Origin of the sequence: uncultured Erythrobacter sp., assembly GCF_947492365.1 — a bacterium.
Classification (GTDB): Bacteria; Pseudomonadota; Alphaproteobacteria; order Sphingomonadales; family Sphingomonadaceae; genus Erythrobacter.
In genome coordinates, this window is the sequence record NZ_CANLMB010000001.1 from 577,196 (window position 1) to 602,953 (window position 25,758).

The 25,758-nt window shown below is 60.7% G+C and carries 23 protein-coding genes; 18 read left to right on the forward strand and 5 right to left on the reverse strand.

Features of this window, described 5'->3' with window-relative positions; genetic code table 11:
• The first annotated feature begins 31 nt into the window (after positions 1-31).
• The 3 genes from topA (at position 32) to Q0887_RS02820 (ending at position 3,620) form a co-directional block, all read left to right on the forward strand.
• Positions 32-2,587, forward strand: a complete 2,556-nt coding sequence (gene topA, locus Q0887_RS02810; protein WP_299192154.1) for a type I DNA topoisomerase — start codon at positions 32-34, stop codon at positions 2,585-2,587.
• A gap of 89 nt (positions 2,588-2,676) precedes the next feature.
• Positions 2,677-2,988 carry a hypothetical protein gene (locus Q0887_RS02815; protein ID WP_299192156.1) on the forward strand — a complete coding sequence of 104 codons (312 nt, stop codon included), beginning with the start codon at positions 2,677-2,679 and terminating at the stop codon, positions 2,986-2,988.
• Positions 2,989-3,083: 95 nt separating this feature from the next.
• Complete coding sequence (locus Q0887_RS02820; protein WP_363317634.1) at positions 3,084-3,620, forward strand: response regulator; 537 nt, start codon at positions 3,084-3,086, stop codon at positions 3,618-3,620.
• 11 nt (positions 3,621-3,631) lie between these two features.
• On the opposite strand, the gene Q0887_RS02825 is transcribed toward Q0887_RS02820, so the two are convergent.
• The 4 genes from Q0887_RS02825 to lepB are packed head-to-tail and all read right to left on the reverse strand — an operon-like array spanning position 3,632 to position 6,597.
• Positions 3,632-4,156, reverse strand: a complete 525-nt coding sequence (locus tag Q0887_RS02825; RefSeq protein WP_299192158.1) for a hypothetical protein — start codon at positions 4,154-4,156, stop codon at positions 3,632-3,634.
• Entirely contained in the window at positions 4,144-5,046 is a 903-nt protein-coding gene (gene era / locus Q0887_RS02830; RefSeq protein WP_299192159.1) for a GTPase Era, read from the reverse strand. Before era ends, Q0887_RS02825 begins: the two co-directional genes overlap by 13 nt.
• A 2-nt stretch (positions 5,047-5,048) precedes the next feature.
• Entirely contained in the window at positions 5,049-5,738 is a 690-nt protein-coding gene (rnc, locus tag Q0887_RS02835; protein ID WP_299192160.1) for a ribonuclease III, read from the reverse strand.
• 10 nt (positions 5,739-5,748) lie between these two features.
• Positions 5,749-6,597 (reverse strand): signal peptidase I, encoded by an 849-nt coding sequence (gene lepB, locus Q0887_RS02840; protein WP_299192162.1) that lies wholly within the window; start codon positions 6,595-6,597, stop codon positions 5,749-5,751.
• 50 nt (positions 6,598-6,647) lie between these two features.
• Here lepB and pgi point away from each other — a divergent pair, with 50 nt between their 5' ends.
• From pgi to mce, 10 genes are all read left to right on the forward strand, one after another.
• Positions 6,648-8,189, forward strand: coding sequence for a glucose-6-phosphate isomerase (pgi, locus tag Q0887_RS02845; protein ID WP_299192164.1), 1,542 nt, complete (start codon positions 6,648-6,650; stop codon positions 8,187-8,189).
• A 269-nt stretch (positions 8,190-8,458) separates the two neighbouring features.
• The gene (locus Q0887_RS02850) at positions 8,459-8,875 is read left to right on the forward strand and encodes a hypothetical protein (protein ID WP_299192165.1); all 417 of its coding nucleotides are present in this window, start codon (positions 8,459-8,461) and stop codon (positions 8,873-8,875) included.
• A gap of 44 nt (positions 8,876-8,919) precedes the next feature.
• Positions 8,920-9,729, forward strand: a complete 810-nt coding sequence (locus tag Q0887_RS02855; protein WP_299192166.1) for a hypothetical protein — start codon at positions 8,920-8,922, stop codon at positions 9,727-9,729.
• A 202-nt stretch (positions 9,730-9,931) separates the two neighbouring features.
• Positions 9,932-11,359 (forward strand): DEAD/DEAH box helicase, encoded by a 1,428-nt coding sequence (locus Q0887_RS02860; RefSeq protein WP_299192168.1) that lies wholly within the window; start codon positions 9,932-9,934, stop codon positions 11,357-11,359.
• 120 nt (positions 11,360-11,479) lie between these two features.
• Entirely contained in the window at positions 11,480-12,508 is a 1,029-nt protein-coding gene (locus Q0887_RS02865) for a hypothetical protein (RefSeq protein WP_299192169.1), read from the forward strand.
• A gap of 78 nt (positions 12,509-12,586) precedes the next feature.
• Positions 12,587-13,942, forward strand: coding sequence for a glutathione-disulfide reductase (gorA, locus tag Q0887_RS02870; protein ID WP_299192170.1), 1,356 nt, complete (start codon positions 12,587-12,589; stop codon positions 13,940-13,942).
• Between the two features lie 21 nt (positions 13,943-13,963).
• Positions 13,964-14,686: an SDR family NAD(P)-dependent oxidoreductase gene (locus tag Q0887_RS02875; RefSeq protein WP_299192171.1), complete on the forward strand. Its 723-nt coding sequence runs from the start codon at positions 13,964-13,966 to the stop codon at positions 14,684-14,686.
• Positions 14,687-14,778: 92 nt separating this feature from the next.
• Positions 14,779-16,311, forward strand: coding sequence for an acyl-CoA carboxylase subunit beta (locus tag Q0887_RS02880; protein ID WP_299192173.1), 1,533 nt, complete (start codon positions 14,779-14,781; stop codon positions 16,309-16,311).
• On the forward strand, positions 16,311-17,114 hold the full coding sequence (locus Q0887_RS02885) for a hypothetical protein (protein WP_299192175.1): 804 nt from the start codon (positions 16,311-16,313) through the stop codon (positions 17,112-17,114). The genes Q0887_RS02880 and Q0887_RS02885 overlap by 1 nt, the downstream gene beginning before the upstream one ends.
• Complete coding sequence (mce, locus tag Q0887_RS02890; protein ID WP_299192176.1) at positions 17,111-17,551, forward strand: methylmalonyl-CoA epimerase; 441 nt, start codon at positions 17,111-17,113, stop codon at positions 17,549-17,551. Before Q0887_RS02885 ends, mce begins: the two co-directional genes overlap by 4 nt.
• Before the next feature lie 13 nt (positions 17,552-17,564).
• Here mce and Q0887_RS02895 read toward each other — a convergent pair whose 3' ends face one another.
• Positions 17,565-18,764, reverse strand: a complete 1,200-nt coding sequence (locus tag Q0887_RS02895) for a S8 family serine peptidase (RefSeq protein ID WP_299192177.1) — start codon at positions 18,762-18,764, stop codon at positions 17,565-17,567.
• A gap of 141 nt (positions 18,765-18,905) precedes the next feature.
• On the opposite strand from Q0887_RS02895, the gene Q0887_RS02900 reads away from it, so the two are divergent.
• The 5 genes from Q0887_RS02900 (at position 18,906) to Q0887_RS02920 (ending at position 25,541) form a co-directional block, all read left to right on the forward strand.
• Entirely contained in the window at positions 18,906-19,691 is a 786-nt protein-coding gene (locus tag Q0887_RS02900; RefSeq protein WP_299192179.1) for an enoyl-CoA hydratase-related protein, read from the forward strand.
• A 47-nt stretch (positions 19,692-19,738) separates the two neighbouring features.
• Complete coding sequence (gene scpA / locus Q0887_RS02905) at positions 19,739-21,988, forward strand: methylmalonyl-CoA mutase (protein WP_299192181.1); 2,250 nt, start codon at positions 19,739-19,741, stop codon at positions 21,986-21,988.
• A 232-nt stretch (positions 21,989-22,220) separates the two neighbouring features.
• On the forward strand, positions 22,221-23,006 hold the full coding sequence (locus Q0887_RS02910; RefSeq protein ID WP_299192183.1) for a heme-dependent oxidative N-demethylase subunit alpha family protein: 786 nt from the start codon (positions 22,221-22,223) through the stop codon (positions 23,004-23,006).
• Positions 23,007-23,420: a lysozyme inhibitor LprI family protein gene (locus Q0887_RS02915; RefSeq protein ID WP_299192184.1), complete on the forward strand. Its 414-nt coding sequence runs from the start codon at positions 23,007-23,009 to the stop codon at positions 23,418-23,420.
• Between the two features lie 78 nt (positions 23,421-23,498).
• Positions 23,499-25,541, forward strand: coding sequence for an acetyl/propionyl/methylcrotonyl-CoA carboxylase subunit alpha (locus tag Q0887_RS02920; protein ID WP_299192186.1), 2,043 nt, complete (start codon positions 23,499-23,501; stop codon positions 25,539-25,541).
• Positions 25,542-25,758: the final 217 nt, after the last annotated feature.

A 25,758-nucleotide genomic window follows, 5' to 3' on the forward strand; every position in this document is an offset into this window, starting at 1 on the left:
CGTACACACGTAAGGAAATCAGACCTCTCTCATGCAACTCGTCATCGTTGAATCGCCGGCAAAGGCGAAGACTATCGAGAAATATCTTGGCGGCGACTTCAAAGTCCTCGCTTCGTATGGCCACGTCCGCGATCTGCCGCCCAAGGATGGCAGTGTTCGTCCGGACGAGGACTTTGCGATGGACTGGGAGCTGTACCGGGACAAGCAAAGCCGGTTCAAGGAAATCGCCGATGCTGCGAAAGGAGCCTCGCGGCTGGTGCTCGCAACCGACCCTGACCGCGAAGGCGAGGCGATCAGCTGGCACGTTCGCGAGCTGCTGAAGAAGCGCAAGGCTCTGCCCACGAAAGTGGACCGGGTGACGTTCAACTCGATCACCAAGAAGGCCGTGACCGACGCGATGGCCGCCCCGCGTGAGCTCGATCAGCCGCTGATCGACGCCTATCTGGGCCGCCGCGCGCTCGATTATCTGTTCGGCTTCACTCTCTCGCCGGTTCTGTGGCGCAAGCTGCCCGGCGCGAAATCGGCGGGCCGTGTCCAGTCAGTCGCGCTGCGTCTGATTGTCGAGCGCGAGCGTGAGATCGAAGCCTTCAAGCCCGACGAATATTGGTCGGTTCTCGCCAAGCTCGAACACGATGGCACGCCATTCGATGCGCGGCTGGTGCGCTTCAAGGGTGAGAAGCTGGAGAAGCTCAGCCTCGGCCAAGAGGGCATTGCTAACGAGGCCAAGGCTGCGGTCGAAGCCGGTCGCTTCACGGTCGAGGATGTCGAGAAAAAGCCGCTTAAGCGCAATCCGCCGCCGCCTTTCACGACTTCGACCATGCAACAGGAAGCTGCGCGCAAGCTCGGCTTTTCTGCCAGCCACACGATGCGGCTCGCGCAGTCGCTCTACGAAGCGGGCGCGATCACCTATATGCGGACCGACGGCGTGCAGATGGATGGCAGCGCAATTGCCGCCTGCCGCCACGCCATCGCGGAGCGCTTCGAGGCGAATTACTGCCCCGAAAAGCCGCGTTTCTACGCCACCAAGGCCAAGAACGCGCAGGAAGCGCACGAAGCGATCCGTCCGACCAATTTCGGCCAAGACCGCGCCGGTTCGGGCGATGAGGCAAAGCTCTATTCGCTGATCTGGAAGCGCGCCATGGCGAGCCAGATGTCCACCGCGCAGCTGGAACGCACCACCGTCACCATGCGCGAGGCAACCGGTCAGCACGAGCTGCGTGCGACCGGTCAGGTTGTGGTCTTCCCCGGCTACTTCGCGGTCTATCAGGAAGGCTTCGACGACAAGGACGAGGATGAGGACGGCCTGCTGCCGCTGCTCAAAAACGGCGACGTTCCTGCCAAGAACGCGGTGGAGGCGAACCAGCACTTTACCCAGCCGCCCCCGCGTTTCTCCGAAGCGTCGCTGGTCAAGCGGCTCGAAGAGCTCGGCATCGGGCGTCCTTCGACCTATGCCTCGACCATCCAGACTTTGCGCGACCGCGAATATGTACGGATGGAAAAGAACCGCTTCTTCGCCGAGGAATCGGGGCGGCTGCTGACCGCTTTCCTCGAACGCTTCTTCCCCACCTATGTCGCCTATGACTTCACCGCGGGGATGGAGGACGAGCTCGACACGGTTTCGGACGGGCGCGAGGATTACAAGGTGTTGCTGTCAAAGTTCTGGGCTGATTTCAAACCCAAGGCCGACGAGGTCATGGAGAAGCTGCCTAGCGAAGTCACCGAAGTGCTTGACGAGTATCTCTCCGACTTCCTCTTCCCCCCGCGCGAAGACGGCAAGGATCCGCGTTTCTGTCCGCTGTGCGAGCAGGAAGGGCGCGAGAACGGGCGCTTGAGTCTGCGCGGAGGGCGCTTTGGTGCCTTTGTGGCGTGTCAGAACTATCCCGAATGCAAATTCACCCGCCGCTTTGCCCAGCCGGATGCGGATGGCGGCGATGGCGGCGAAGATGGTCTGATGGGCCAGCACCCCGAAACAGGCGAGGACATCCACCGCAAATCGGGCCGCTATGGCCCCTATGTGGAGATGGAAGAGGACGGGAAAAAGAAGCGCGCTTCGATCCCCAAAGACCTCGATGAATTCGATCTGGAATGGGCGGTCAAACTGCTTGGCCTGCCGCGCATCGTCGGCGCGCACCCTGATACCGGTAAAGAGATCGAGGCCGGCCTGTGGCGCTATGGACCAGCGGTCCGCCACGAGGGCACCTATGGCAAGCTGCAGAACACGCGCGAGATCTTTGACATCGGGATGAACCGCGCGGTTGATCTGCTGGCGCAGTCCGCCAATCGCAAAGGCGGCGCGCGCGGCAAGGCTGAACCGATCAAGACGCTTGGCGAGCACCCGACCAGCGGCGGCGAGATCAAGGTCATGCCCGGGCGCTACGGCCCCTATGTCACCGATGGCACCACCAATGCGACGATCCCCAAGGATGTGAAGCCGGAGGACATCGAAGCCGCCGCCGCAATCGAACTGATCGACGCGCGCGCAGCCAAGGGCCCGGCCAAGAAGAAGCGCAAGAAAGCCGCTCCCAAAAAGAAACCGGCCGCAAAAAAGAAGGCTCCGGCGAAAAAGAAGGCGGCCGCAAAAGACTGATTTGCGATGGTTTCCCAAAGGTGAAGCTGCGTTTGTAAATCCTTTAGTATTAGCCCCTAAACCTGCTCGCAGGACCAGGGACCAATGCTGTGATCGAAATCGAAGTCCAGAACGAAACGCACCAGACGCAGGAGCGCATCCGCTTTTCTGCGGTTCCGCGGATTGGTGAGGGCGTACGCCTGCGCGAACCCGATGGAATGTGGGCGAGCTATGACGTGCTCGACGTGTGGTATCAGAAAGCCGATTATGGCGATGTCTGGATGCCCTATCTGCACATCTGCATGACACCCGGTGAAGCCGGAGCGAGCGCAGACGAAGACGTCGAAGAACATGATCATGGTGTGATAAATGAAGGCCAGTTTGCCTCGCTCGCCGGGGAGGCAGAACCATTCAAAATCTAATCAAACGCACTACGGGCCCGCACAAACACGCGCAGAAACCTGACAGCAAGTCGCTCGCAGAGCGGCTCGCCGATGCGCGAGATGCGGGTGAGGAATTGCCTGCGGGCACCGTGATCGAAACGCCCGAGGATGTGCTCACGGCGCTGGGCATTTCGGCCAATGAGGCGGATATGCCCGAAGCCGAAAGCGAAGATGTCGATGCGATTGTCCGCGCTGCCAAGGCGATGCGCGACGGCAAGAGCATTACCGAAGTTCAGCAAGCGGCGGCCAAGGTCTGCCTGATCGTCGATGACAGCCGCGTGATCCGCAAAGTCTCGTCCAAAATCGCCAAGAGCATGGGCTATGTCCCGGTCGAAGCGCAAGACGGCACCGAAGCGCTCGCCCGCTGCAAACGCGCAATGCCGACATTGGTGCTGACCGACTGGAACATGCCCGAAATGGACGGCATCGAATTCGTCCGCCAACTGCGCGCAATCCCAACTCCCAAAGCCCCGACGGTGGTATTCTGCACCTCGAAAGGCGAGGTCGCCGACATCCACGAAGGCATCAGCGCCGGCGCCGATGATTACATCGTGAAGCCGTTTGATGAGGCTGCTTTGCGGGCGAAACTGGAGAAGCTGGGGCGGGGGTAGTTTGTTTCGAACTACTTGAACCCGAGAGCCACCGCAAAAGCTCCTCCGACGAATAACAAGCCAGAAATCCAACCGGGCACTGGCGCAGCCCAACTCCATTTGGACACCTTGCTCAACCTAGCAAGAATCTGGTTTTGTTTGTCGATGTCTATACCCAGCCCAGCCTCAACTTCAGCCCAGTATTCGACAAGGTCGGCAAGTGGATCAGACATCTGGTTGTAGATCTCTTGGATAGCGGTGCCGCTAATGAGTGCGAAGACCAGTCCAGATGCAAATAGACTGGCTGAAACCTCCGGTGTCGAAAGCTTATCCGCGGTGTTGAGAATCGTTAGAACTCCGCCAGAATTGGCGGCAAAGAGGCTCGCGGTTAGCCACTTGGACATACCAGCGACCTGATCGACTGCGATTTCAAATTTCCGTTGTGCGCGTTCTTTCTGAATTCGCCCAATGTCAGAATTATCCAACGCAACCGAGCGCATCCCACTTGAGACTGTTTTTCCGACGTTACTCCGCACTTTGGACATCACCGAACCCAATCCAGCCCCATCTCTTCAAAGACCTCCTTGTCCTCGCTCCACCCTTCGGAGTGTTTCACATGCAGGAAGAGGTGCACCTTCACACCCAAAATCTCGCTCAATTCCAGTCGTGCGGCCTCGCCGATCGCCTTGATGCGTTGGCCGCCTTTGCCGAGCACGATGGGCTTCTGGCTGTCGCGCGCGACCACAATTTGCTGGTGGATTTCCAGACTGCCATCGGGGCGCGTCTTGTATTGCTCGGGCCGCACTGCGCAATCATAGGGCAGCTCTTCGTGGAGCTGGGCGTAGAGCTGTTCGCGGGTGATCTCGGCGGCGAGCAGGCGCTCTGAGGCGTCCGAGACCTGATCTTCGGGATACATCCACACGCCATCGGGCATCATCTTGGCGAGCGCTTCCTTCATCTCGGGAACACCGTCACCGCTGAGCGCGGAGACGAAGAAAATCTCGGCAAAATCGATCCGCTCACCTAGTTCCTGCGCAAGTGCGAGCAGCGGTTCCTTCTTCGCCTTGTCGACCTTGTTCAGGACCAGAATCTTGCGCTCGGGCCGCTTCTCCAGCGCCTCCAGCAGCGGTTCCAGCTCGTGGCGGCGTTGCTTGATCGGATCGATGATGAGCAGCACGGCATCGGCGCTTTCCGCGCCTTCCCATGCCGCGCTCACCATCGCGCGGTCGAGGCGGCGGCGGGGCGCGAAGATGCCCGGCGTATCGACCAGGATCATCTGGACTGTGCCGAACAGTGCAATGCCCAGCATTCTTGCGCGCGTAGTTTGCGCTTTGGCACTGGTGATGGCGACCTTCTGGCCGACCAACTGGTTCACCAAAGTCGATTTGCCCGCATTGGGCGCACCGATAACCGCGACAACGCCGCACTGTGTTGGAGCTTGATCCATGCTCACCCGAATTCCTCTAAAAATGCTTTGGCGGCGAGCTTTTCGGCTTCGCTTTTGCTTGAAGCGGTTGCCTGCGCCTCGCCGACCTTGTGGATGCTGACCGCGACGGTGAAGCGGGCGGCGTGGTCCGGCCCGCTGCGGTCTGTGATTTCGTATTTGGGCATCGCGCGCTGATTGCCTGCGGCCCATTCCTGAAGCGCGCTTTTGGGATGTTTGGACTTGCCCGCATTGCCCGACAGCTCGCCGTCCCACAGGCGGTAGATAACATCGCGCGCGGCGTCATAGCCATTGTCGAGGAAGCTCGCCCCGATCAGCGATTCCATCACATCGCCAAGGATGTTGTCGCTATCCGCGCCGCCATCCTCGCGCGCTTGCTTGCCGAGGCGGATGTGGTCGGACAGTCCGATTTCGCGGGCGATGCGCGCGCAGGTCGCACCGCTGACCAGCGCGTTGAGGCGCTGCGAAAGCTGGCCTTCGTGACTGCCCGATGCTCGGTAGAGCCAGCTTGCCACGGAAAGCCCGAGCACGCGGTCGCCGAGAAATTCGAGCCGCTGGTAATCGGCCTCGTCGCTGCCATTGCGCGATCCATTGAAGCTGCCGTGGGTGAGCGCTTCGATCCAGATTTGCTCGTTGCCAACCCTAAAGCCGGTAGCGGCGAGCCAGTCGCGGGTTTCCTGGGTGAGATCAGTCATGCCTTCACACTCACAGCCCGGTGCCAATCCGGCTCCAGCGCGCGGCGGTGAACCACGTCCAGGGCTTGGCCCATTCGGCAGAGCCGTCGGTGGAGAACATGATGACCGCAGCTTCGCCAACCAGATTTTCCTGCGGGACAATCCCGACCGCATCTCCGCTGCGCGCCTCGAACCGGCTGTCGCGCGAATTGTCGCGGTTGTCGCCCAGCACGAAGAAATGGCCTTCGGGAATGATCTTGGGCGGGTAGCTGTCGGAGGGACGGTTGCCGAAATCGAGCACGTCGTAGCTGGGTCCGCCGGGGAGCGTTTCGCGGAAGCGCGTGTAGCGGCACACAGCCTCGCCATCGGCGTTGGTGGCTTCATCGCCGCCCCATGCGCAGCCTGTGTTGACCGATATCGGGATTTCAAATTCTGCCATCGGTTCGCGCGGGACCAGCTCGCCATTGAGCATGATCTGACCGTCGATCATAGCAACGGTGTCGCCCGGGACCGCGATGACGCGCTTTATGTAGTCGGTCTCGTCGACCGGGTGTTTGAAGATCACCACATCGCCGCGCTCCGGCTCGCTGGCAAAGATCCGTCCGGGGATCAGCGGCGCGCTGAACGGCAGCGAATAGTCCGAATAGCCATAGGACCATTTGGCCGCGAGCAGATAGTCGCCGTTCCACAGGCGCGGCAGCATGCTTTCCGATGGAATCGAAAAAGGCGAGAAAACAAAGCTGCGGAACAGCAGCACGGCAAACAGCAGCTTGGCGAGGAACCAGAGGAAGCTCATAAAGCTCTCAGGCTGGTCTTCGATTGCGCTTGCGTTATCTGGGGACGCGGGGGCGGCGGCAGGAGATTGGGTCTTAACATTCATCACCGCTCCCCTTACTCGCGCACCTGACCTTGCGCAAAGGGGATTTGCCCATGAGTAAACAAGCTGACCGAAAGCCCTTGTGGGACCGCCTGAAGGCTCTGCCGCAGCCGACGCTGACCGAATTGTTCGGTGCGGATGAGGCTCGGGTGGAGAAACTCAGCCAGCGGCTCGACTTTGATCTGGGCGAGCTGGGGCAGGTCGGCATGCTGCTCGACTGGTCGAAGACGCATCTGGATGATGATGCGCTGGCGGTGTTCGAGGAGTTGACGGATCGCGCAGGCTTCGATGCTTCGCGCGAAGCTTTGTTCAGCGGCGGTATTGTCAACCCGACCGAAGGACGCGCGGCCACCCACGGCGCGATGCGCGGCAGCGGGACCGAGGCGGATGTTGAGGAAGCCGAGGCTCTGCTCGCCCGCATGGGCATGCTGGTCGAAGCGGTGCATCAGGGCGCGTTCGGCGATATCAATCACCTCATCCATATCGGCATTGGCGGCTCTGCGCTTGGCCCCGATTTGGCGGTCGATGCGCTGACCCGCGACCTCAAGCTGGTCGATGTGCATGTGGTATCGAATATTGACGGGCTGGCGCTCGAACAGGCCTTTGCCGCCTGCAACCCGGCGACAACGATGATCGCGGTCGCGTCAAAGACCTTCACCACCACCGAGACGATGACCAATGCGGCGAGCGCGCTCAAATGGCTCGGCGATAACGGCGTCGATGATCCCAGCGGGCGGGTGATCGCGCTCACCGCCAATCCCGAAGGTGCGGTCGAGTGGGGCGTGGACGAGACGCGCATCCTGCCGTTTCCCGAAAGCGTGGGCGGGCGCTACTCGCTTTGGTCGAGCATCGGATTTCCGGTCGCACTGGCTGTCGGCATGGAGGATTTCAGCGCGATGCTCGCCGGTGCGCAGGCAATCGACACGCATTTCCGCGAGGCCGAGGGACGCGCGAACGGTCCGCTGCTAGCGGCCTTTGCCGACCTCTATTACACGCGCATTCGCGGATGCCAGACGCGCGCAGTCTTCGCCTATGACGAGCGGCTCGCGCTGCTGCCGGACTATCTCCAACAGCTGGAGATGGAGTCGAACGGTAAGGGGGTGACGGCGGGCGGCGAGCCGGTCGATCAACCCACTGCGCCGATAACATGGGGCGGGGTGGGGACTGACGCGCAGCATGCGGTGTTCCAGCTGCTCCACCAAGGCACGCATTTGATCCCGGTCGATTTCATCGCCAGCATTGCGCCGGGTGACGAACTCGACCCAGCGCATCATCGCGGCCTTCTGATGAACTGCCTTGCGCAAGGCGCGGCGCTGATGGCGGGCAAGGCGGCCGACGATCCCGCGCGCTCCTATCCCGGCGACCGGCCCAGCGCGACGATCCTGCTCGACGATTGCGACGCGGCGACATTCGGCGCACTGATCGCGTTCCATGAGCACCGCACATTCGCGAGTGCCGTTCTGATGGGCATCAACCCGTTCGACCAGTTCGGCGTGGAGCTGGGCAAGGCGATGGCAAAGTCGATCGGCAGCGGCGAGGGCGCGTTCGACGCGAGCACAATAGCGCTGATGAAGGTGGCGGGATTGCGGGCATAGAACCAATGCTGATTCAAGGTGCGTTCAGGATCGGTAGTATAAAGCTGAACGAAGTGCTGGAGGGAGCTTGATTGCAATTCTGACCAGAACGATTTTTACCGATTCTCGGTCCGAAAAGTCGCAAGAGGGTGCTTTTGTTGCTCTCAACCATCGCCACCGGCACGCTTGTTTCGCGCCCGCGCAGCATCCGAGTCGAATTTGCAATCTGGCGAATTCAGCGTAGTTTCGCGCCGTCGCACATGCCTAATCCCGAGTAAAAGGCCCACTTGATGAACCGCATTTTTTTGATGTCCGGTCTAGCCGCCGCGCTGGCTTTCACAACTGCTGCAATGGCGGCAGGTGGTGGCAGCGGGGACCATGTGGAAGACCTCGATGTGGCGCCTGACGCCGGTGCTTCTCCGGTGCGGCTTGTGTCTTGGGACGGCGATTTCGAGCTGCTCACAACCTCTCGTCGCCTGCGCATCTGGCGCAGCCATGTGGCCTATCGCATGACGGTGGATTCCGAGGGCAATGTCACGAATTGTGAACTGACCGAGAGCTTCCGCCGCGCCTATATAACGCAGCGGCTGTGCGCGATTCTATCCGAACATCACACTTTCGAACCGGCGCTGGATGACAGCGGCATGCCGGTTGAAGGCACCTATACTGCACAGATCTCCTATCAGGAAATACGGGATCGGATGTAGGATTGGCGCGTTGGTTTCGTGTCTGAAGTGGACGGGAACTGGTGATGAACTCGATACAATCCGGCAGATTTTTGACCCATGGCCTCGCGATTGGAGCGATGCTTGGCGCAGTGCTTTGCGCCGAAGCGGTGTCGGCTGAAGATGGCGCGGGCTGGCGAGCCGTGCAAAGGAGCGATGCCTGCGCGCTCGAATTCGCAAACACCCCGCGCGACGTCGCGTTTTCGCTCAGGCAACATATTGATTCCTACTCGCTTCATGGCGATCTGATTGACGCGCTCGACCTGGCCGATGGAGACGATCCTCCAGAAATTGCCGTCAGGATCGGAGAGGGTCGTGTCCTGCTTGTGGGACCGCCGGAGAGTTTCCAGAGGACAGGCTATCCTGACCCCTTTGCCGCGATCTATGAACTGGCTCAGGGCGAGGATGTTCTGACGCTGGAAATCGCAAGCACAGCGCACGAATTCTCGCTCGATGGCTTTGCAGAAGCGCAACAGGACATGATCGAGTGCGTAACAATTCGCCGCGCGACTAATGGCGCTCGGGGGCCGGTTTTCGTATCCTTTGATGGCATGACTCAGTTGGCAGCAGAGGCATCGCGCCAACGCCTTTTGTCGCAGGAACTTGGCTTTACCTTGACAATTGGCCCCGATGGCACGCCGACCGAGTGTGAGCTGACCCGCGATTTCCGCCGCCGCGCAACCGAAATTGCGCTGTGCCGTCCGCTGCTCAGATATATGCGATTTGAGCCAGCGATCAATCAGGATGGCAACCCGACAACTGGTCGCTACTCAAGCACGATCAACTTTCACATGTGGATGAAAGAAGACGGATATCTGCAACCGGAATATCGCTAAGCTTTACATTAACGCCGCGCCGCGCCATATGACCACCGACCGAGGCCATGCAGGCTCGCGTGAAACGACGGCGCTAACTATCCGTCGCGGCCCGCCTCGAAACAAACCTTCCAACAGCTTCCCTATTCACGCGGGCGGTTTTTAACCCCGCGCTTCGCACGCCCTCTTGGCGCGTGCGCGTCGCAAATTATTGCGAGTACAAATGACTCAATTCGACGATCTCGGGCTGTCACAGCCCGTTCTTCAAGCTCTTGATCTCAAGGGCTATTCCACTCCCACGCCGATTCAGGAACAGGCGATCCCGCCGGTTCTGGCTGGGCGCGACCTGCTGGGCATTGCCCAGACCGGCACCGGCAAAACGGCTGCATTCATGCTCCCCAGCATCGACCGGCTGCGCGAGAGCGACAAGCAAATTCCGTTCAAATCCTGCCGCATGCTGGTGCTGGCCCCGACGCGCGAGCTGGCGATGCAGATCGCTGCCAGCGCCAAGGATTATGGCGCGCTCGCAGGCCTCAAAGTGCAGTCGATTGTCGGCGGCACTTCGGTCAATAAAGACCGTAACAAGCTGCACCGCGGCACCGACATTCTGATCGCCACGCCGGGCCGTCTGCTCGACCTGATCGACCAAAAGGCCTTCAATCTCGGCTCGGTCGAAGTGCTGGTGCTCGACGAGGCAGACCAGATGCTCGACCTCGGCTTCATCCACGCGCTGCGTCAGATTAACAAGCTGGTGCCCAAAGAGCGCCAGACCCTGTTCTTCAGCGCCACCATGCCCAAGGCGATCAAGGAGCTGGTGAGCGGCTATTGCAACAATCCGGTGCAGGTGTCGGTCACTCCCGAAAGCACCACTGCCGAACGGGTCGAGCAATATCTCTTCATGGTCCAGCAGGACGAAAAGCAATCGCTGCTCGAAATGATCCTGTCGGGCCGCCACAAAGTGCCCGGCGATCTTGAGCGTGTGCTGATCTTCACCCGGACAAAGCACGGCGCCGACCGCGTTGTGAAAAAGCTCGAGCGCGCAGGCATCAATGCCAATGCGATCCACGGCAACAAGTCTCAGCCGCAGCGCCAGCGCGCTCTGGACGAGTTTCGCCGAGGCAAGACCAACGTGCTGATCGCCACCGATGTCGCCGCGCGCGGGATCGATATTCCCGGCGTCAGCCACGTCATCAATTACGAGCTTCCCAATGTTCCGGAACAGTATGTCCACCGCATCGGACGCACCGCGCGCGCGGGCAAGGACGGGGTTGCAATCGGCTTTTGTGCAGAGGACGAGCGCGCATACCTGAAGGATATTCGCAAGGTAATCGGGATTGAGCTGGACCGGCTTGCGCTTCCTGACAATTTCCGCGCAGTGGTCGAAGGCGTGGGGCCGACCAAACCGGCTCCGCGCGGCCAGACGCGGGTTTCAACCAAGAAGATCAAGCCCAAGCCTGCCGGAAAGCCCAAACCTTCAGCGCCCAAACATTCCGCACGCAAAGGTAGACCCGGAGGCGGACGCCCCGGTGGCGGCGGCCCCGGCGGACCCGGCGGCAATGGCGGCGGTCAGCGCCGCGGTGGCAGAGGTCGCCGCGGTGGTTCAGGCGGCGGATCGGGTGGCGGGGGTAGCCCCCGCTCGGCCAATGGCTAAGCAATTGGTTGATACGACTTTTTGCAAACAGCCATGTGCAACCTAATCGAAAATTAAGCATAAGGCCTCTAACTGGCGCCTCACCCAAAGTCTGGCGCAATTTAGGGGCCTTTTCGCGCGATGATCCGTACCGACACCACTCTGATTATCGGGGCCGGGGCCAATCGCGAGATCGAGATGCCCGACGGGCCTGATCTGATGGCCAAAATCGCTGCGGGTTACGAGTTTGAGCGGCTCGATTCCGAAGTAAAATCGCGCGATCTTGTCGCTCTGGCGGCCTTGTTCCACGAAGTCTCGGACGAGCTGGGCCTGACCTATGACGAGCTGGTCGCAGGCGCGACTGCGATCCGTGATGCGACTTTGGTAAGCTCCTCGATTGACGCGATCCTTGAACAATACGGGCATGACAAGGCGGTGCTCGCGGCGGGCAAGATCGCGATTGTCTATTACACGCTTCAGGCAGAGGCGAAGTCGACATTGGCCGCAGAACCACGCGCTGCGGGCGAACTGCCACTGCGCGGGACCGAAAACTGGCTGTTCCAGCTCGGTCAGCTGATCGTCAAAGGCGTGCCGCGCGCCAAAGCGGAGGAATGCTTCGAAAAGCTCTCCATCGTCTGTTTCAACTATGACCGCGCGATCGAGCACTACCTGCCATGGGTGGTCCAGCGCGCGTTCGGCATGAGCTACGAGGAATCGTGCGAACTGGTCGCGGGCCGCCTTCGCATTGTGCACCCTTACGGTGTTGCAGGCCGCCTGCCGTGGCAGGGCGATGAGGAGAACGGCGCGAACTGGGGCGATGAGAACCCCGAAAACATCGTGCGCCTGTCAAAGCGCATCTTCACCGCCAGCCAGCGCGCCGGATCGCGCCAGTTCCAATCCTATCTGCGCGCCGAAATGTCGCGCGCGAAACGCCTCGGCTTCCTTGGTTTCGGGTTCGATCCCATGAATGTCGCCATGCTCTTTGGCGAGCTGGAGCACGACAATCCCGACATGCTCATCAGCCTCGTCGATATTGGTGAGATCGAGCAAAAGGCTATCCTGCGGCTCATCTATCGCCTTACCGGTATCACCGATGAGGGGCTCATAACGCTGGAAAACATGAAAGCGTTTGAGCTGCTGCGCGATTACGGACGCTTCCTCGAAAGCTGATCCGTGCCAAGTCCTGTGTAACCCTGTTGCCCGCTTGATCGAACGTCCCCATAGACGGACCCATCAAGAGGAACTGACATGGCCGACAGCGAATACGATTACGACCTTTTCACCATTGGTATCGGCTCTGGCGGCACACGCGCCAGCCGTGTTGCCGCCGCGCATGGCGCGCGGGTAGCTGCTGCTGAGGAATACCGCGTTGGCGGCACCTGCGTCATTCGCGGCTGTGTACCTAAGAAGATGCTCGTCTATGGTGCGCATTTCGCCGAAGACCTCGAAGATGCGCAACAATTTGGCTGGACCATCGAAGGCAAGAGCTTTGATTGGGTGAAACTGCGCGATCATGTGCAGAAAGACATAGACCGACTCGAAGGGCTCTATGGCGAGACGCTCGACAATCACGGGGTCACCATTTTCCGCGAACGGGCCGAGATCACAGGCGATCACGAAATCACGCTCGCAAGCGGCAAGGTTGTCACCGCAAAATACATCCTGATCGCCACCGGTGCGCGCCCGCATATGCCCGAATTCGAAGGCAATGAGCACGCGATTACATCGAACGAGGCGTTTCACCTCGACCAAGTGCCAAAGCGCATCCTGATTGCGGGCGGCGGCTATATCGCCAACGAATTTGCCGGAATCTTCAATGAGTTCGGCAGCAAGGTGACGATTGCCAACCGCTCGGACGTCATCCTGCGAAGCTATGACCCGGCTCTGCGCGACCGATTGCTGCAGATCTCGCTCACTAAGGGGATCGAGTTCTGCTTCAACACCACGTTCGAGTATGTGAAGAAGCAGGATGACGGCACGCTGCTGGTCAAGATGACCGGCCATGACGAACGCGTCTTTGACCAGGTCATGATTGCCACGGGGCGCGCACCCAACATCGATGGGTTGGGGCTGGAGAAAGTCGGCGTTGAGCTGGGCGACAGGGGCGAGATCAAGGTCGACGCATTCTCGAAGACCAATGTTGATTATATCTACGCGGTCGGGGACGTGACAGACCGCGTACAGCTTACGCCTGTCGCAATCCGCGAAGGCCAGGCCTTTGCCGACAGCATTTTTGGCAATGTCGAACCCTACGCGGTCGACCATTCGTGCATCCCGAGCGCGGTCTTCAGCCATCCGCCGATTGCTTCGGTCGGGATGACAGAGGGCGAAGCGCGCAACGCGCTAGGCAATATCCGCGTCTATCAGTCGGACTTCCGACCGATGAAAAACGTGGTCGCGGGGCGCAACGAGCGCGGGCTTTACAAGATGATCGTGGACGCCGCGGATGATCGGATTGTTGGCATTCACATGATCGCGCCCGAAGCACCTGAAATCATGCAGGCCGCAGCGGTCGCTGTGAAGGCGGGGCTGACCAAGGCAGACTTCGACGCCACCACCGCGATCCATCCGACGATGGCAGAGGAGTTGGTGCTGCTCAAATAAAGCGCCTGCGAGGGGGAATTGATGGACGTATCGGGCAAGGTAATCCTGCTCACCGGTGGCACAGCCGGGATCGGGCGCGAAATGGCGTTGCAGCTGAAGGCGAAGGGGGCCGAGGTCATCGTGACCGGTCGCAACCCTGAGCGGCAAGCGGCTATGCGCGAGGCCGGTTTTGAAGTGATCGAGGCCGACCTTTCCAACGCCGCCGGTGTCGACGCACTGATTGCGGCATGGGGTGCGCGCGATCTCGACGTGCTGCTCAACAATGCGGGGCAATTGATCGAGCATGATTTCCGCAAGGGCGCGGTCGATGCTGACCTGTCCGATGAAGGCATCTACGCCAATTTCTCCGCGCCGATCCGGCTGATTGCGGGCTTTATGGAGCGTCTCAAGGCGCGCAAAGAGGCGGCGATCGTCAATGTGACATCGGGCCTCGCGATTGCTCCTGCTGCGCGCCAGCCGGTCTATTCCGCGACTAAGGCGGGCCTGCGCTCCTACACGCTTTCGCTGCGCGAGCAGCTCAAAGGCACCAATATCAAAGTGATCGAAGCGCTGCCGCCGGTGGTCGATACGCAGATGAATGACGGCAATCCGATGAAGAAAATGCCTGCCGATGAATGCGCACGCCAGATTGTCGAAGCGCTCGAAAAAGGGCGCGACGAGGCCAATATCGGCATGACCAAGGCGCTGCGCGTGGCGGAATCGATTTCGCCTTCCCTGGCGCGCAGTGTGACGCTGCGCTTCTGACCGGCGATCAGCGATTTTGATACATTGACGCTGCGGCGGCAGTCCGGCAACGACCTTGGCAACACGACACGAAGTCAGGGGCTTTGAAACGAATGTCTGCCAATATCGCCGAAATGGAACGCCGCCGCGCAGCTGCCAAACTGGGCGGCGGTGAGAAGCGCATCGCTGCGCAGCACGCCAAGGGTAAGCTGACTGCGCGCGAGCGGCTCGATGTGCTGCTCGACGAAGGCAGCTTTGAAGAGCTCGACGCCTATGTCGAACACGATTGCGTCGATTTCGGCATGGCTGACCAGAAGGTTCCCGGCGACGGTGTCGTCACCGGCAGCGGTACGATCAACGGCCGCCTCGTCTATGTCTATTCGCAGGATTTCACCGTCTTCGGCGGCTCGCTGTCGAAACGCCATGCGGAGAAAATCTGCAAGGTGATGGACACCGCGATGAAAGTCGGCGCGCCTGTGATCGGCCTCAACGATTCCGGCGGTGCGCGCATTCAGGAAGGCGTGGCCTCGCTCGGCGGATATGCCGAAGTGTTCCAGCGCAATGTGCTCGCCAGCGGCGTTGTCCCGCAGATCAGCCTCATCATGGGGCCGTGCGCGGGCGGGGCGGTGTACTCGCCTGCAATGACCGACTTCATCTTCATGGTGAAGGACAGCTCCTACATGTTCGTCACGGGCCCCGAAGTGGTGAAGACCGTCACCAACGAAGAAGTGACGCAGGAAGAGCTCGGCGGCGCGATCACGCATACGACCAAGACTTCGGTTGCCGACATCGCCTACGACAATGGCGTCGAGACGCTGCTCGCGACGCGGCGGTTCTATGACTACCTGCCGCTCTCGAACCGCGAAGAGGGGCCGGTGGTCCCGACCAGCGATCCGTGGGATCGGCTCGAACCGTCGCTCGACACGTTGATCCCCGACAATGCGAACCAGCCCTATGACATGCACGAGGTGATCGCGAAGGTGCTGGACGAAGGCGACTTCTTCGAAATCCAGCCGACCCATGCGGCGAACATCATCTGCGGCTTTGGCCGGGTCGAAGGGCGTACTGTAGGCGTGGTCGCGAACCAGCCGATGGTGCTGGCCGGCGTGCTCGATATCAACTCGTCGAAGAAAGCCGCGCGCTTTGTGCGTTTCTGCGATGCGTTCGACATTCCGCTGGTGACGCTGGTGGACGTCCCCGGCTTCCTGCCCGGCACCGCGCAGGAACTGGGCGGCATCATCAAACACGGCGCGAAACTGCTCTTCGCCTATGCCGAGGCAACCGTGCCCAAGATCACGATCATCACCCGCAAAGCCTATGGCGGCGCCTACGACGTGATGGCGTCAAAGCACCTGCGCGGCGACCTCAATTACGCCTGGCCCACCGCCGAGATCGCGGTGATGGGCGCAAAGGGCGCGGTCGAGATCATCTTCCGCCAAGATCGCGGCGATGCAGAAAAGATCGCCGAGAAAACCAAAGAATACGAAGACCGCTTCGCCAACCCCTTCGTGGCGGCACAACGCGGCTATATCGACGAAGTGATCTACCCGCACTCGACGAGGCGGCGGATCGCGCTGGGTCTAAGGAAGCTGCGGACCAAGGTGTTGGAGAACCCTTGGAAGAAGCACGACAATATTCCTCTCTAATGGCTGAACCTATCATCACTTCCGGCGCGGTTCTGGTTGGGACTGCTGCTTGGTTTGCTAACCGGATTTTTGGTCCTTCAGCGGACGTTGTTGGAGACTCGCTCAAGGCATATTTGCAGAGTCGGGTCCCAGCAATCTTTGATGTTGCCAGTAAGATGGCAGAACAACGAAATGTGGAGATTGCGCCAATAAAGCCCGGCCTATTGGCCCGTCTCGTCATGGATGCGTCATTCTCTGACGACGCGGAAGATATCACCAGATGGTGGGCCAACCTCTTCATTGATGCGTCGCAGTTCGGCTCGAATATCCATGCGGTTTACTCGGATATGATGGCGTTGATCGGCCCAGACGAAGCGAAGGCATTAGACGAGTTCGTTCGTGCGTTTGAGAATGGGAAGTTCCCCGCTAGCATTAGCTTTTCCGGTGCTGACGGGGCCGGAATTGATCTAATGCGAGACGATTGGCTAAGAAAGAAGCTAGGGCAACCTCCGTTCGCTAAGAGTAGAATTGAAGCTCTCGAAAGGGCGATGGATGTTGGCGATTTGCCATGGCCAATACGCTATACGTCTTGGCGGATTCCGGTCCAAGGCGCTAAGGAAACGACCTACTGGGAAGGTAAAACCAACCCTTGGTATTCCGAGAATCGAAATGCCCTAGTCATATTGTCGCGAGCTGGGATTTTACGAGATGGACTGGTACAGCGTTCGGTCTTTGGTGGCGACTACACTATACGAACTGTGGAGCTTACTCCGTTAGGCATGGACTTCTATAACGCTTGCAATCCTGAGGTCATCGAACCATGAAACTAGGCCGTCTCAACCATATCGGCGTCGCAACGCCCTCTATCGGGGACTCCATCGCGCATTACCGCGATGTGATGGGCGCCACGCACATCCATGAACCGTTTGACTTGCCCGAGCAGGGGGTGAAGGTCTGCTTTGTCGATACGCCCACTCACTCCGGAATGAACGGCACGCAGATCGAGCTGATCGAGCCATTTGACGATACCTCTCCGATCAACGGCTTCCTCGCCAAGAACCCGGCGGGCGGGCAGCATCACGTCTGTTTTGAAGTCCCCGACATCGCCGCCGCGCGCGCGGAGTTCGAGGCAATGGGCAAGCGCATTCTCGGCCCCACGCGGATCGGAGCGCATGGTACGCCGATCTTCTTCGTCCATCCCAAGGATATGCAGGGCATGCTGACCGAGATCATGGAAACGCCCAAGGACGGCGCGCACTAGGTCGCACGGCGCGTCAGATGAAGATCGGGCGCAGGTCGATCCTTCCGCGGCCATTGGTCGCATCGGTCCCGGCAGGCCCGACATCCACCGCATTTTCATAGAGCAGCTGCAACGCTTCGGCCGCGCTCACATTGCGGCCGCTCATCACCACGGCGATCGCTCCGGCAATGTGCGGCGCGGCGAAGCTCGTCCCTGAATCGCGCAGGAAGCTGGTCGTGTTCCCGGGTGCGAGGATTGTGCTGCGAGCACCGCCGCCTCCGGGCACGAGCATATTGGCGCCCGGTGCGAGCAGGAAAGCGTCCTGTCCCCCGGCTCCTGCTCGCGGCGAAAAGAACGCGATCTCGCCGCCCTGATTGCTTGCACCGGCAAGGACCATTCGTCCCTGAAACGCCGGGTCGGCGCCGAATGCGGCCGGCAACAGGACGATGTTCTTCTGGGCATCGGCGCGCCCGTCAAAATAGTTTCCAAGTGCCGTTACGACCACCACACCCGCATCGGTCGCGCGGCGAATGGCATCGAAAAGCAGGTTGCCGGGGTCTTCGCGCACACCCAGCGAGAGACTGATTACAGAGGCTCCGTTGGCCACTGCATAGTCGATTGATTCCGCCAAATCCTTGTTGGTATGAAGCGGGAAATCGTCGAGGCTGGGGAAGCCGAAACCCGCATCCGCGCGGATGTAGAGCAGCTCTGCGCCGATCGCGACGCCATGCGCGCCGACGCCGTTGCGCGTGCCCATCGCGAGCGTCGCGCATTGCAGGCCGTGCGCCCAGCGATTGTCGCCCTCTACGATGTCCCCGCGCTCGTCATAGATAGAAGTGGAGGACGAAGAGACCCGCTTGAAGACCTCGGGGTGATTGGTCTGGTTGCCCACATCGATCACCGCAATCGTCACGCCCTGACCGAATGCACCGCGCGAATAGGCAAGCGATGCGCCGATCTGTTCGAGCCCGTAATTCTGCTTGTACTCGGTTGATTCCCAAGCGAGCGCAGTCGCATGACCCGGTAGGGCTGGCGGATCGGCTGGTGGAGGATTGCTGACCGGCGTGATCAGCACTCCAGGCTGGCAGGTCTGGTTCTGAAACTCAATCGTGCAATTGGACGGGGTCGGCGTGGGAGTTGCTCCGCCACCGACAGGCGGCGGTGCCGGCGCGTCTTCGCCGCCGCATCCGGCGAGCGCGAGCGCCAAGGCCATAACTGAAGTCGCAGATTTCATGGCGCCCCTCCAATTCAATAGCTAGCATCGAGCGCAATTCTGGCGCAAGCAGGCGATCAAGATATTCACTTCGTAAAGGTTGGCATCTGGCGCGGTCTGCGCAGCTTTGCCTCCCGACCAGCAACGCAATTGGAGAGATCTTTGTCCTACGAAACCATCCGCGTCGACCGCGAGGGTCCGCTGCTCACCATCACGCTCAACCGTCCCGAGCGGCTCAACGCTATGCCCCCGCAAATGGCGGACGAAATCGGGCAGGTGTTCTACGATCTCGGTGATGCGCGCGCGGTGTTGATCACGGGCGAGGGCAAGGGCTTTTGTTCAGGCGCAGACCTTTCCGCGCGCAGCGATGACAATCCGCTGATGGGCAAGGGCGGCAGTCATGAAGCGCTGAACAACCACTACAACCCGGCGGTCAGCCACCTGATCCGCGCGTCGGTCCCGGTGATCTGCGCGGTCAATGGACCGGCGGCGGGGGTGGGCTGTTCGCTCGCGCTGGCGGCGGACTTCACGCTTGCGGGCCGTTCGGCCTATTTCCTTCAGGCCTTCGTCAATATCGGCCTTGTGCCCGATGGCGGATCGACCTGGCTGCTCGCCCGCGCAATCGGCCGCGCCCGCGCCACCCGCATGATGATGCTGGGCGAGAAGATCGGTGCGGAGCAGGCAGAGGAATGGGGCCTGATCTACAAATGCGTCGATGATGCGAGCCTGATGGACGAGGCGCGCGCGCTGGCCACAAAGCTCGCAAACGGTCCGACGCTGGCCTACGCCCATATGAAGCGCAACATTGCGACCGCGCTCGACGGTTCGCTCCAGCAGGTTCTGCTTGCCGAAGCCGAAGCGCAGCATATTGCGGGCCGCACCGCCGACGCGAAAGAGGGCGGCAAGGCTTTCCTCGAAAAGCGCAAGGCCGAGTTCAAGGGAGCTTAGCCGCGCGCCCCTTTCGCGCCGCGCAATTGTGTGATTAGAGGCCTGGCATGACCGACAAACCAACCCCTCAAGACTGGAAAGCCCTCGCCGACAAGGAAGCAAAGGGCCGCGATCTCTCGACTGCGACGCCCGAAGGCTTCACTGTAAAGCCGCTCTATACCGGAGAGGATCACGCGGATTTCGACCCTGGCCTGCCCGGCTTCGCGCCGTTCACACGCGGGGTGAAAGCCTCGATGTATGCGGGCCGTCCATGGACGATCCGGCAATATGCGGGCTTCTCGACGGCAGAGGAGAGCAACGCATTCTACCGCCGCAATCTGGCGATGGGGCAAAAGGGGCTGTCGGTCGCCTTCGACCTCGCCACCCACCGCGGCTATGACAGTGATCACCCGCGCGTCACCGGCGATGTCGGCAAAGCGGGCGTCGCGATCGACACCGTGGCCGACATGGAGATTCTGTTCGACCAGATCCCGCTCGACACGATGAGCGTCTCCATGACGATGAACGGCGCGGTGATCCCGGTCATGGCGTTCTATATCGTTGCAGGCGAGCGGCAGGGTGTGCCGACCGAGAAGCTGTCGGGGACCATCCAGAACGACATCCTCAAGGAGTTCATGGTCCGCAACACCTACATCTATCCGCCCGAGCCGAGCATGCGGATTGTGTCGGACATTATCGCATACACATCTGCCAACATGCCGAAATTCAACAGCATTTCGATCAGCGGCTATCACATGCACGAGGCCGGAGCGACGGCGGTGCAGGAGCTTGCTTTTACCATCGCCGACGGCAAGGAATATGTCGAAAAGGCGATGGCGACGGGCCTCGATATCGACGCCTTTGCGGGACGGCTCTCGTTCTTTTTCGGCATCGGCATGAACTTCTTCATGGAGATCGCCAAACTGCGCGCCGCGCGCACGCTGTGGTACCGCGTGATGGACGGGCTGGGCGCGCAAAGCGAACGCTCCAAGATGCTGCGCACCCACTGCCAGACTTCGGGTGTGAGCTTGCAGGAGCAGGACCCTTACAACAACGTCATCCGCACCTGTGTCGAGGCGATGGCGGCGACGCTCGGCGGCACGCAGAGCCTACACACCAACGCTCTGGATGAAGCCATCGCGCTGCCCACCGACTTTTCCGCCCGCATCGCGCGTAACACGCAGTTGGTGCTGCAAGAGGAAAGCGGGATCACGCAGGTGGTCGATCCGCTGGGCGGCTCGCACTATATCGAAGCGCTTACCGCGACCCTCGTCGAAGAGGCTGAGGCGCTGATCGCAGAGGTCGATGCGGCCGGCGGCATGACCGCCTTCGTCGCCACCGGAAAGCCCAAGGCCGCCATCGAGCGCGCGGCGGCAGAGAAACAGACCAGGGTGGACAAGGGCGACACTGTGATCGTCGGGGTCAACAAATATCGCAAGGAAACCGAAGACCCGATCGAGACGCTCGACATCGACAATGCTGCGGTGCGCAAGAGCCAGATCGCGCGCATCGCCAAGGTGCGCGAGGGCCGCGACGAGGCGGCGTGTCAGGCTGCGCTCAAGGCTCTGTCAGAGGCAGCTGCGACCGATCCGGCCACGCACAGGGCGGCGATTGTGACCGGCCGCGATGAAAACGATATCCCGCTGCCGCCTTCGAAGATCGCGGAGCTTGAGGCGAAAGCCGACGTCAATCTGCTCGCCAAAGCGGTCGAGGCGGCGCGCGCCGATGCGACTTTGGGCGAGATTTCGGCGGCGATGGAGCAGGCTTTCGGTCGGCACGACGCGGTGCCAAAGCCGGTTAGCGGCGTTTACAAGACCGCCTACGAATTTGACCGCCGCTGGGCGCAAGTCACTGATGGGGTGGACGCGGTCGAGCGCCGCCTCGGCCGAAGCCCTCGCATCATGGTCGCCAAGATGGGCCAGGACGGCCACGACCGCGGCGCCAATGTGATCGCCAGCGCGTTCAGCGACATGGGCTTTGAAGTCGTGTCAGGCCCGCTGTTCCAGACGCCTGAAGAAACGCGCGACATGGCGCTTGCGAAAGACGTCGACGTGATCGGCGCAAGCTCGCTCGCGGCGGGGCACAAGACACTGATCCCCGAACTGATCCGCTTGCTGAAAGAGGCCGGACGGGGCGACATCAAAGTCACAGCAGGCGGCGTGATCCCCCCGCAAGACTATGATTTCCTGCGCGAAGCAGGGGTGCAGGGAATTTACGGCCCCGGCTCCAACGTGATCGAATGCGCAGCGGATATCCTGACACTGCTGGGGCACAATATGCCGCCACTTGGTGAGGGGCTTGAGGAGGCTGCGGAGTGAGCTTTCGAGACAGCAGGGGGCTGACTTTTGGCCAGAAACTCGGCTGTTCGCTGGTCGCTATGGTCGGGGTTTTGGCGACGATCTTTGGGGTGGTTGCATCTGCACTGGGCTCCTGTCCTGATTGCATCGATCGGCCGGTTACGAATGTTCTCTTGTTTCCGGGAACAGTCATTTTCTTCTTGGGTCTCGGGGTTGGGATGATTTGGTTCTTTCGCTGGTATAACGACCGAAAATGACCCTCGGCTTTTCCGTCCAAACCCTCCTCCCCGACGCGCGTGGAGGCGGCAAGCTGCGGATGGGCCTCAAGCCGATCCCCGAAGCCGATTGGCTCCAGCCCAATCCCGACATCGCCACCCGCAAGGCAGCCTTTGCCGCCGATCCGACGCGCATCACCATCTTTCCCGAAGCCGAAGAGCCGGGCGCGGAGCTTGCGCAAATGCTTGGCCTTCAAGGCGGGCTTGCCGAGTGCGCGCAGGCGCATTGGGAGGATATGTGCCTGCTCACCCGCGACGGCGATACCGGCTATCACCGGCTCGTCGGCGCGGCGGTCGCTTTTCCTACCGGCTGGGATCACAATGACCGGATGGGGCAGCGGGTCGCGCAGATGCACGCGCATATTCACGGCTATAGCGAGCAGCTGGCGGACGGCGTCGATCACTTCATGGACAGGCTCGAAGCAGGCCCGATCTTTGGCCGCGCCAACTGGTTCGTTGCTCCCACAAGTGATCTTCACTGGCGGGTCGAGCCGCCCGAACAGGCCTTCGCCCATGTCACGCCAGATAATGCTGGCGAGGCGCTGTTCGTGCGCTCCGAACGCCAGACCCTGCGCCGCTTGCCCCAATCGGGCGCGATCCTCTTCGCCATTGGCGTCTATGTCGAGCCTCTGCGAGCGCTTCCCAGCCCAACCGTCCAGTGGCTTAGCAAGGCCGTGCAGGCTATCCCCGCGGGCGAACGCGAGCGGCGCGGGATTGACGCCTATCTGGTCGCGCTAAGCGGCTACGCGAAGTCAAAGGGGTAAATGATGATCTCGGCGTTGTTATTGTTGCTTTCCAATCCGATAGAGGGCTTGCCAACCTGCGATAAAGTGGCCGCGGAGCAAGGCATTCAGCAGGAAATGAACATCTGCGCGCATCGCGATTTTCTGATCGCGAATGCAAAGATGCGGGAAGAGTATGCGTCGGCCTTGGCAATCATGAGAGCAAAGGATGGCGAGCTGCTGGAATCGTCATCCGAACTCGATGGAAAACCGAGCTTCTCAAATCGTTTGATCGAGTCCCAACGTCATTGGGTCATGTTTCGGGAGCAACATTGTCGTCTTGAAGGCTACGAAGCGCGTGGAGGAAGTTTGGAACCATTGTTGGCTTCCACCTGCATGACCGCGCTCACCGAGGCCCGAACTCAACAATTACGCGCTCTGATCGAAACCTACTAGGACGCCGCAAATCAGCTAGGTTGCGCCTGCCGCCAACGCGCGGCATAGGCACATGCACAGTTCCCCTTTGGAGAGCCGATGTTTTCTAAGATTCTGATTGCCAATCGCGGCGAGATTGCCTGCCGCGTTATCCAGACCGCCCGCAAGATGGGCGTGGCCACGGTCGCCGTCTATTCCGACGCGGATCGGGGTGCGCCTTTCGTCAAAATGGCAGACGAGGCGGTGCATATTGGTCCGTCACCCGCGGCGGAAAGCTATTTGATCCCTGAGAAGATCATCGCCGCCTGCAAGCAGACCGGCGCGGAAGCCGTGCATCCGGGCTATGGCTTCCTGTCCGAACGCGCGAGCTTTGTCGAAGCGCTGGAGGCGGAAAACATCGCCTTTATCGGCCCGCCGCCAAATGCCATCGCGGCGATGGGCGACAAGATCGAATCCAAGAAGCTCGCAAAAGAAGCAGGCGTCAATGTCGTGCCCGGTTTTGTGGGCGAAATCCGCGACACCGAACATGCGGTCGAGATTGCCAACGAGATCACCTATCCGGTGATGATGAAGGCCAGCGCCGGCGGCGGGGGCAAGGGGATGCGCCTCGCATGGTCCGAAAAGGACGTGCGCGAAGGCTTTGAAGCGACCAAGCGCGAGGGCCTCAACTCCTTCGGCGATGACCGCGTTTTCATCGAGAAGTTCATCGAAAACCCGCGCCATATCGAGATCCAGATCCTCGGCGATAAGCATGGCAATGTGCTCTATCTGAACGAGCGCGAATGCTCGATCCAGCGCCGCCACCAAAAGGTCGTCGAGGAAGCGCCGTCGCCCTTCGTCACGCCCAAAATGCGCGAGGCGATGGGCCAGCAATGCGTCGCTCTCTCCCAGGCCGTGGGGTATCACTCCGCTGGCACGGTTGAGCTGATCGTCAGCGGTGCGGACCCGTCTGGCGAGAGCTTCTACTTCCTCGAAATGAACACCCGTTTGCAGGTCGAACACCCTGTGACCGAGGCGATTACCGGCATTGATCTGGTCGAACAGATGATCCGCGTGGCCGCTGGCGAGGAGCTGGCCTTCACACAGGACGATATCGGCATTGACGGCTGGTCGATCGAAAACCGCGTCTATGCCGAAGACCCCTATCGCGGATTCCTGCCCTCGACGGGCCGCTTGATCCACTACTCACCGCCTGTCCCGGGTTGGACCGATGACGGCGAAGTTGGCGGCAAAGCGCGGCGCGGGGTTGCGCATGGCGCAGGCGGCGTGCGCGTCGATGACGGCGTGTTCGAAGGCGGCGACGTGTCGATGTTCTACGACCCGATGATCGCTAAGCTCATCACCTGGGCGCCGACCCGCGATGAGGCCGCCGACCTCCAGATCGAAGCGCTCGACGCGTTCCGGATCAAGGGGCTGGGCCACAATGTCGATTTCCTCAGCGCGATCATGCAGCACGAGCGCTTCCGTTCGGGCGAGCTGACCACCGGCTTCATCGCGGAGGAATATCCCGAGGGCTTTGAAGGCGCACCGGTCAGCGAGGATTTCCAGCGCATGCTCGCCGCGATCTGTGCGGGCAATGAATTCACCTGGCAAAGCCGCGCGCGGCAGATTTCCGGCCAGCTCGACGGGACGCAATCGGTCACGAGCGAATGGCTCGTGAAGATCGGCGACACCCGGCACGAAGTGGTGCTGGGCGATGGCCATGCCATGGTCGACGGCGTTAAGGTTGAGGGCAATTGCGACTGGATGCCGGGCATGGTCGAAGCGATTGCGACCGGCGCGGATGGCGAGAAATTCGGCCTGCTGGTCGAACGCGAAGGCTCGCATTGGATCATCACCACGCGCGGCGCGGCAACCCGCGCCTTGGCGCTGCCGCTCAGGCTGGCAAATCACGAAAGCCTGATGATCGAAAAGGTGCCGCCTGACCTTTCCAAAATGCTGATCTGTCCGATGCCGGGCATGCTGATGAAGCTGCACGTGGCGGAAGGCGACGAAGTTCAGCCCGGACAGCCGCTCGCGACCGTCGAAGCGATGAAGATGGAGAATATCCTGCGCGCCGAAAAGGAAGGCACCATCGCCAAGATCAACGCCGAAGAGGGCGAAAGTCTGGCGGTCGATGCGGTGATTCTCGAGCTCGAATAGGCGCGCGAGAGCCGCACGGCGCTCATAATCTGGCAGGTTTCGGTAATCTTGTGTCTCGCCGCAAGTGGAATCGCTCGCATGGTTTGTATTGATCCGGCGAACCTTCCGAAAACGGTGGGTTTGTCCACAGACTGGCTGGCGAATTCAAAGCATTTGGGGGAGAATCCGGATTGCTGCTGCGGCAGGGCGCCGCAATTTGCACATGAAGGGAATTGAT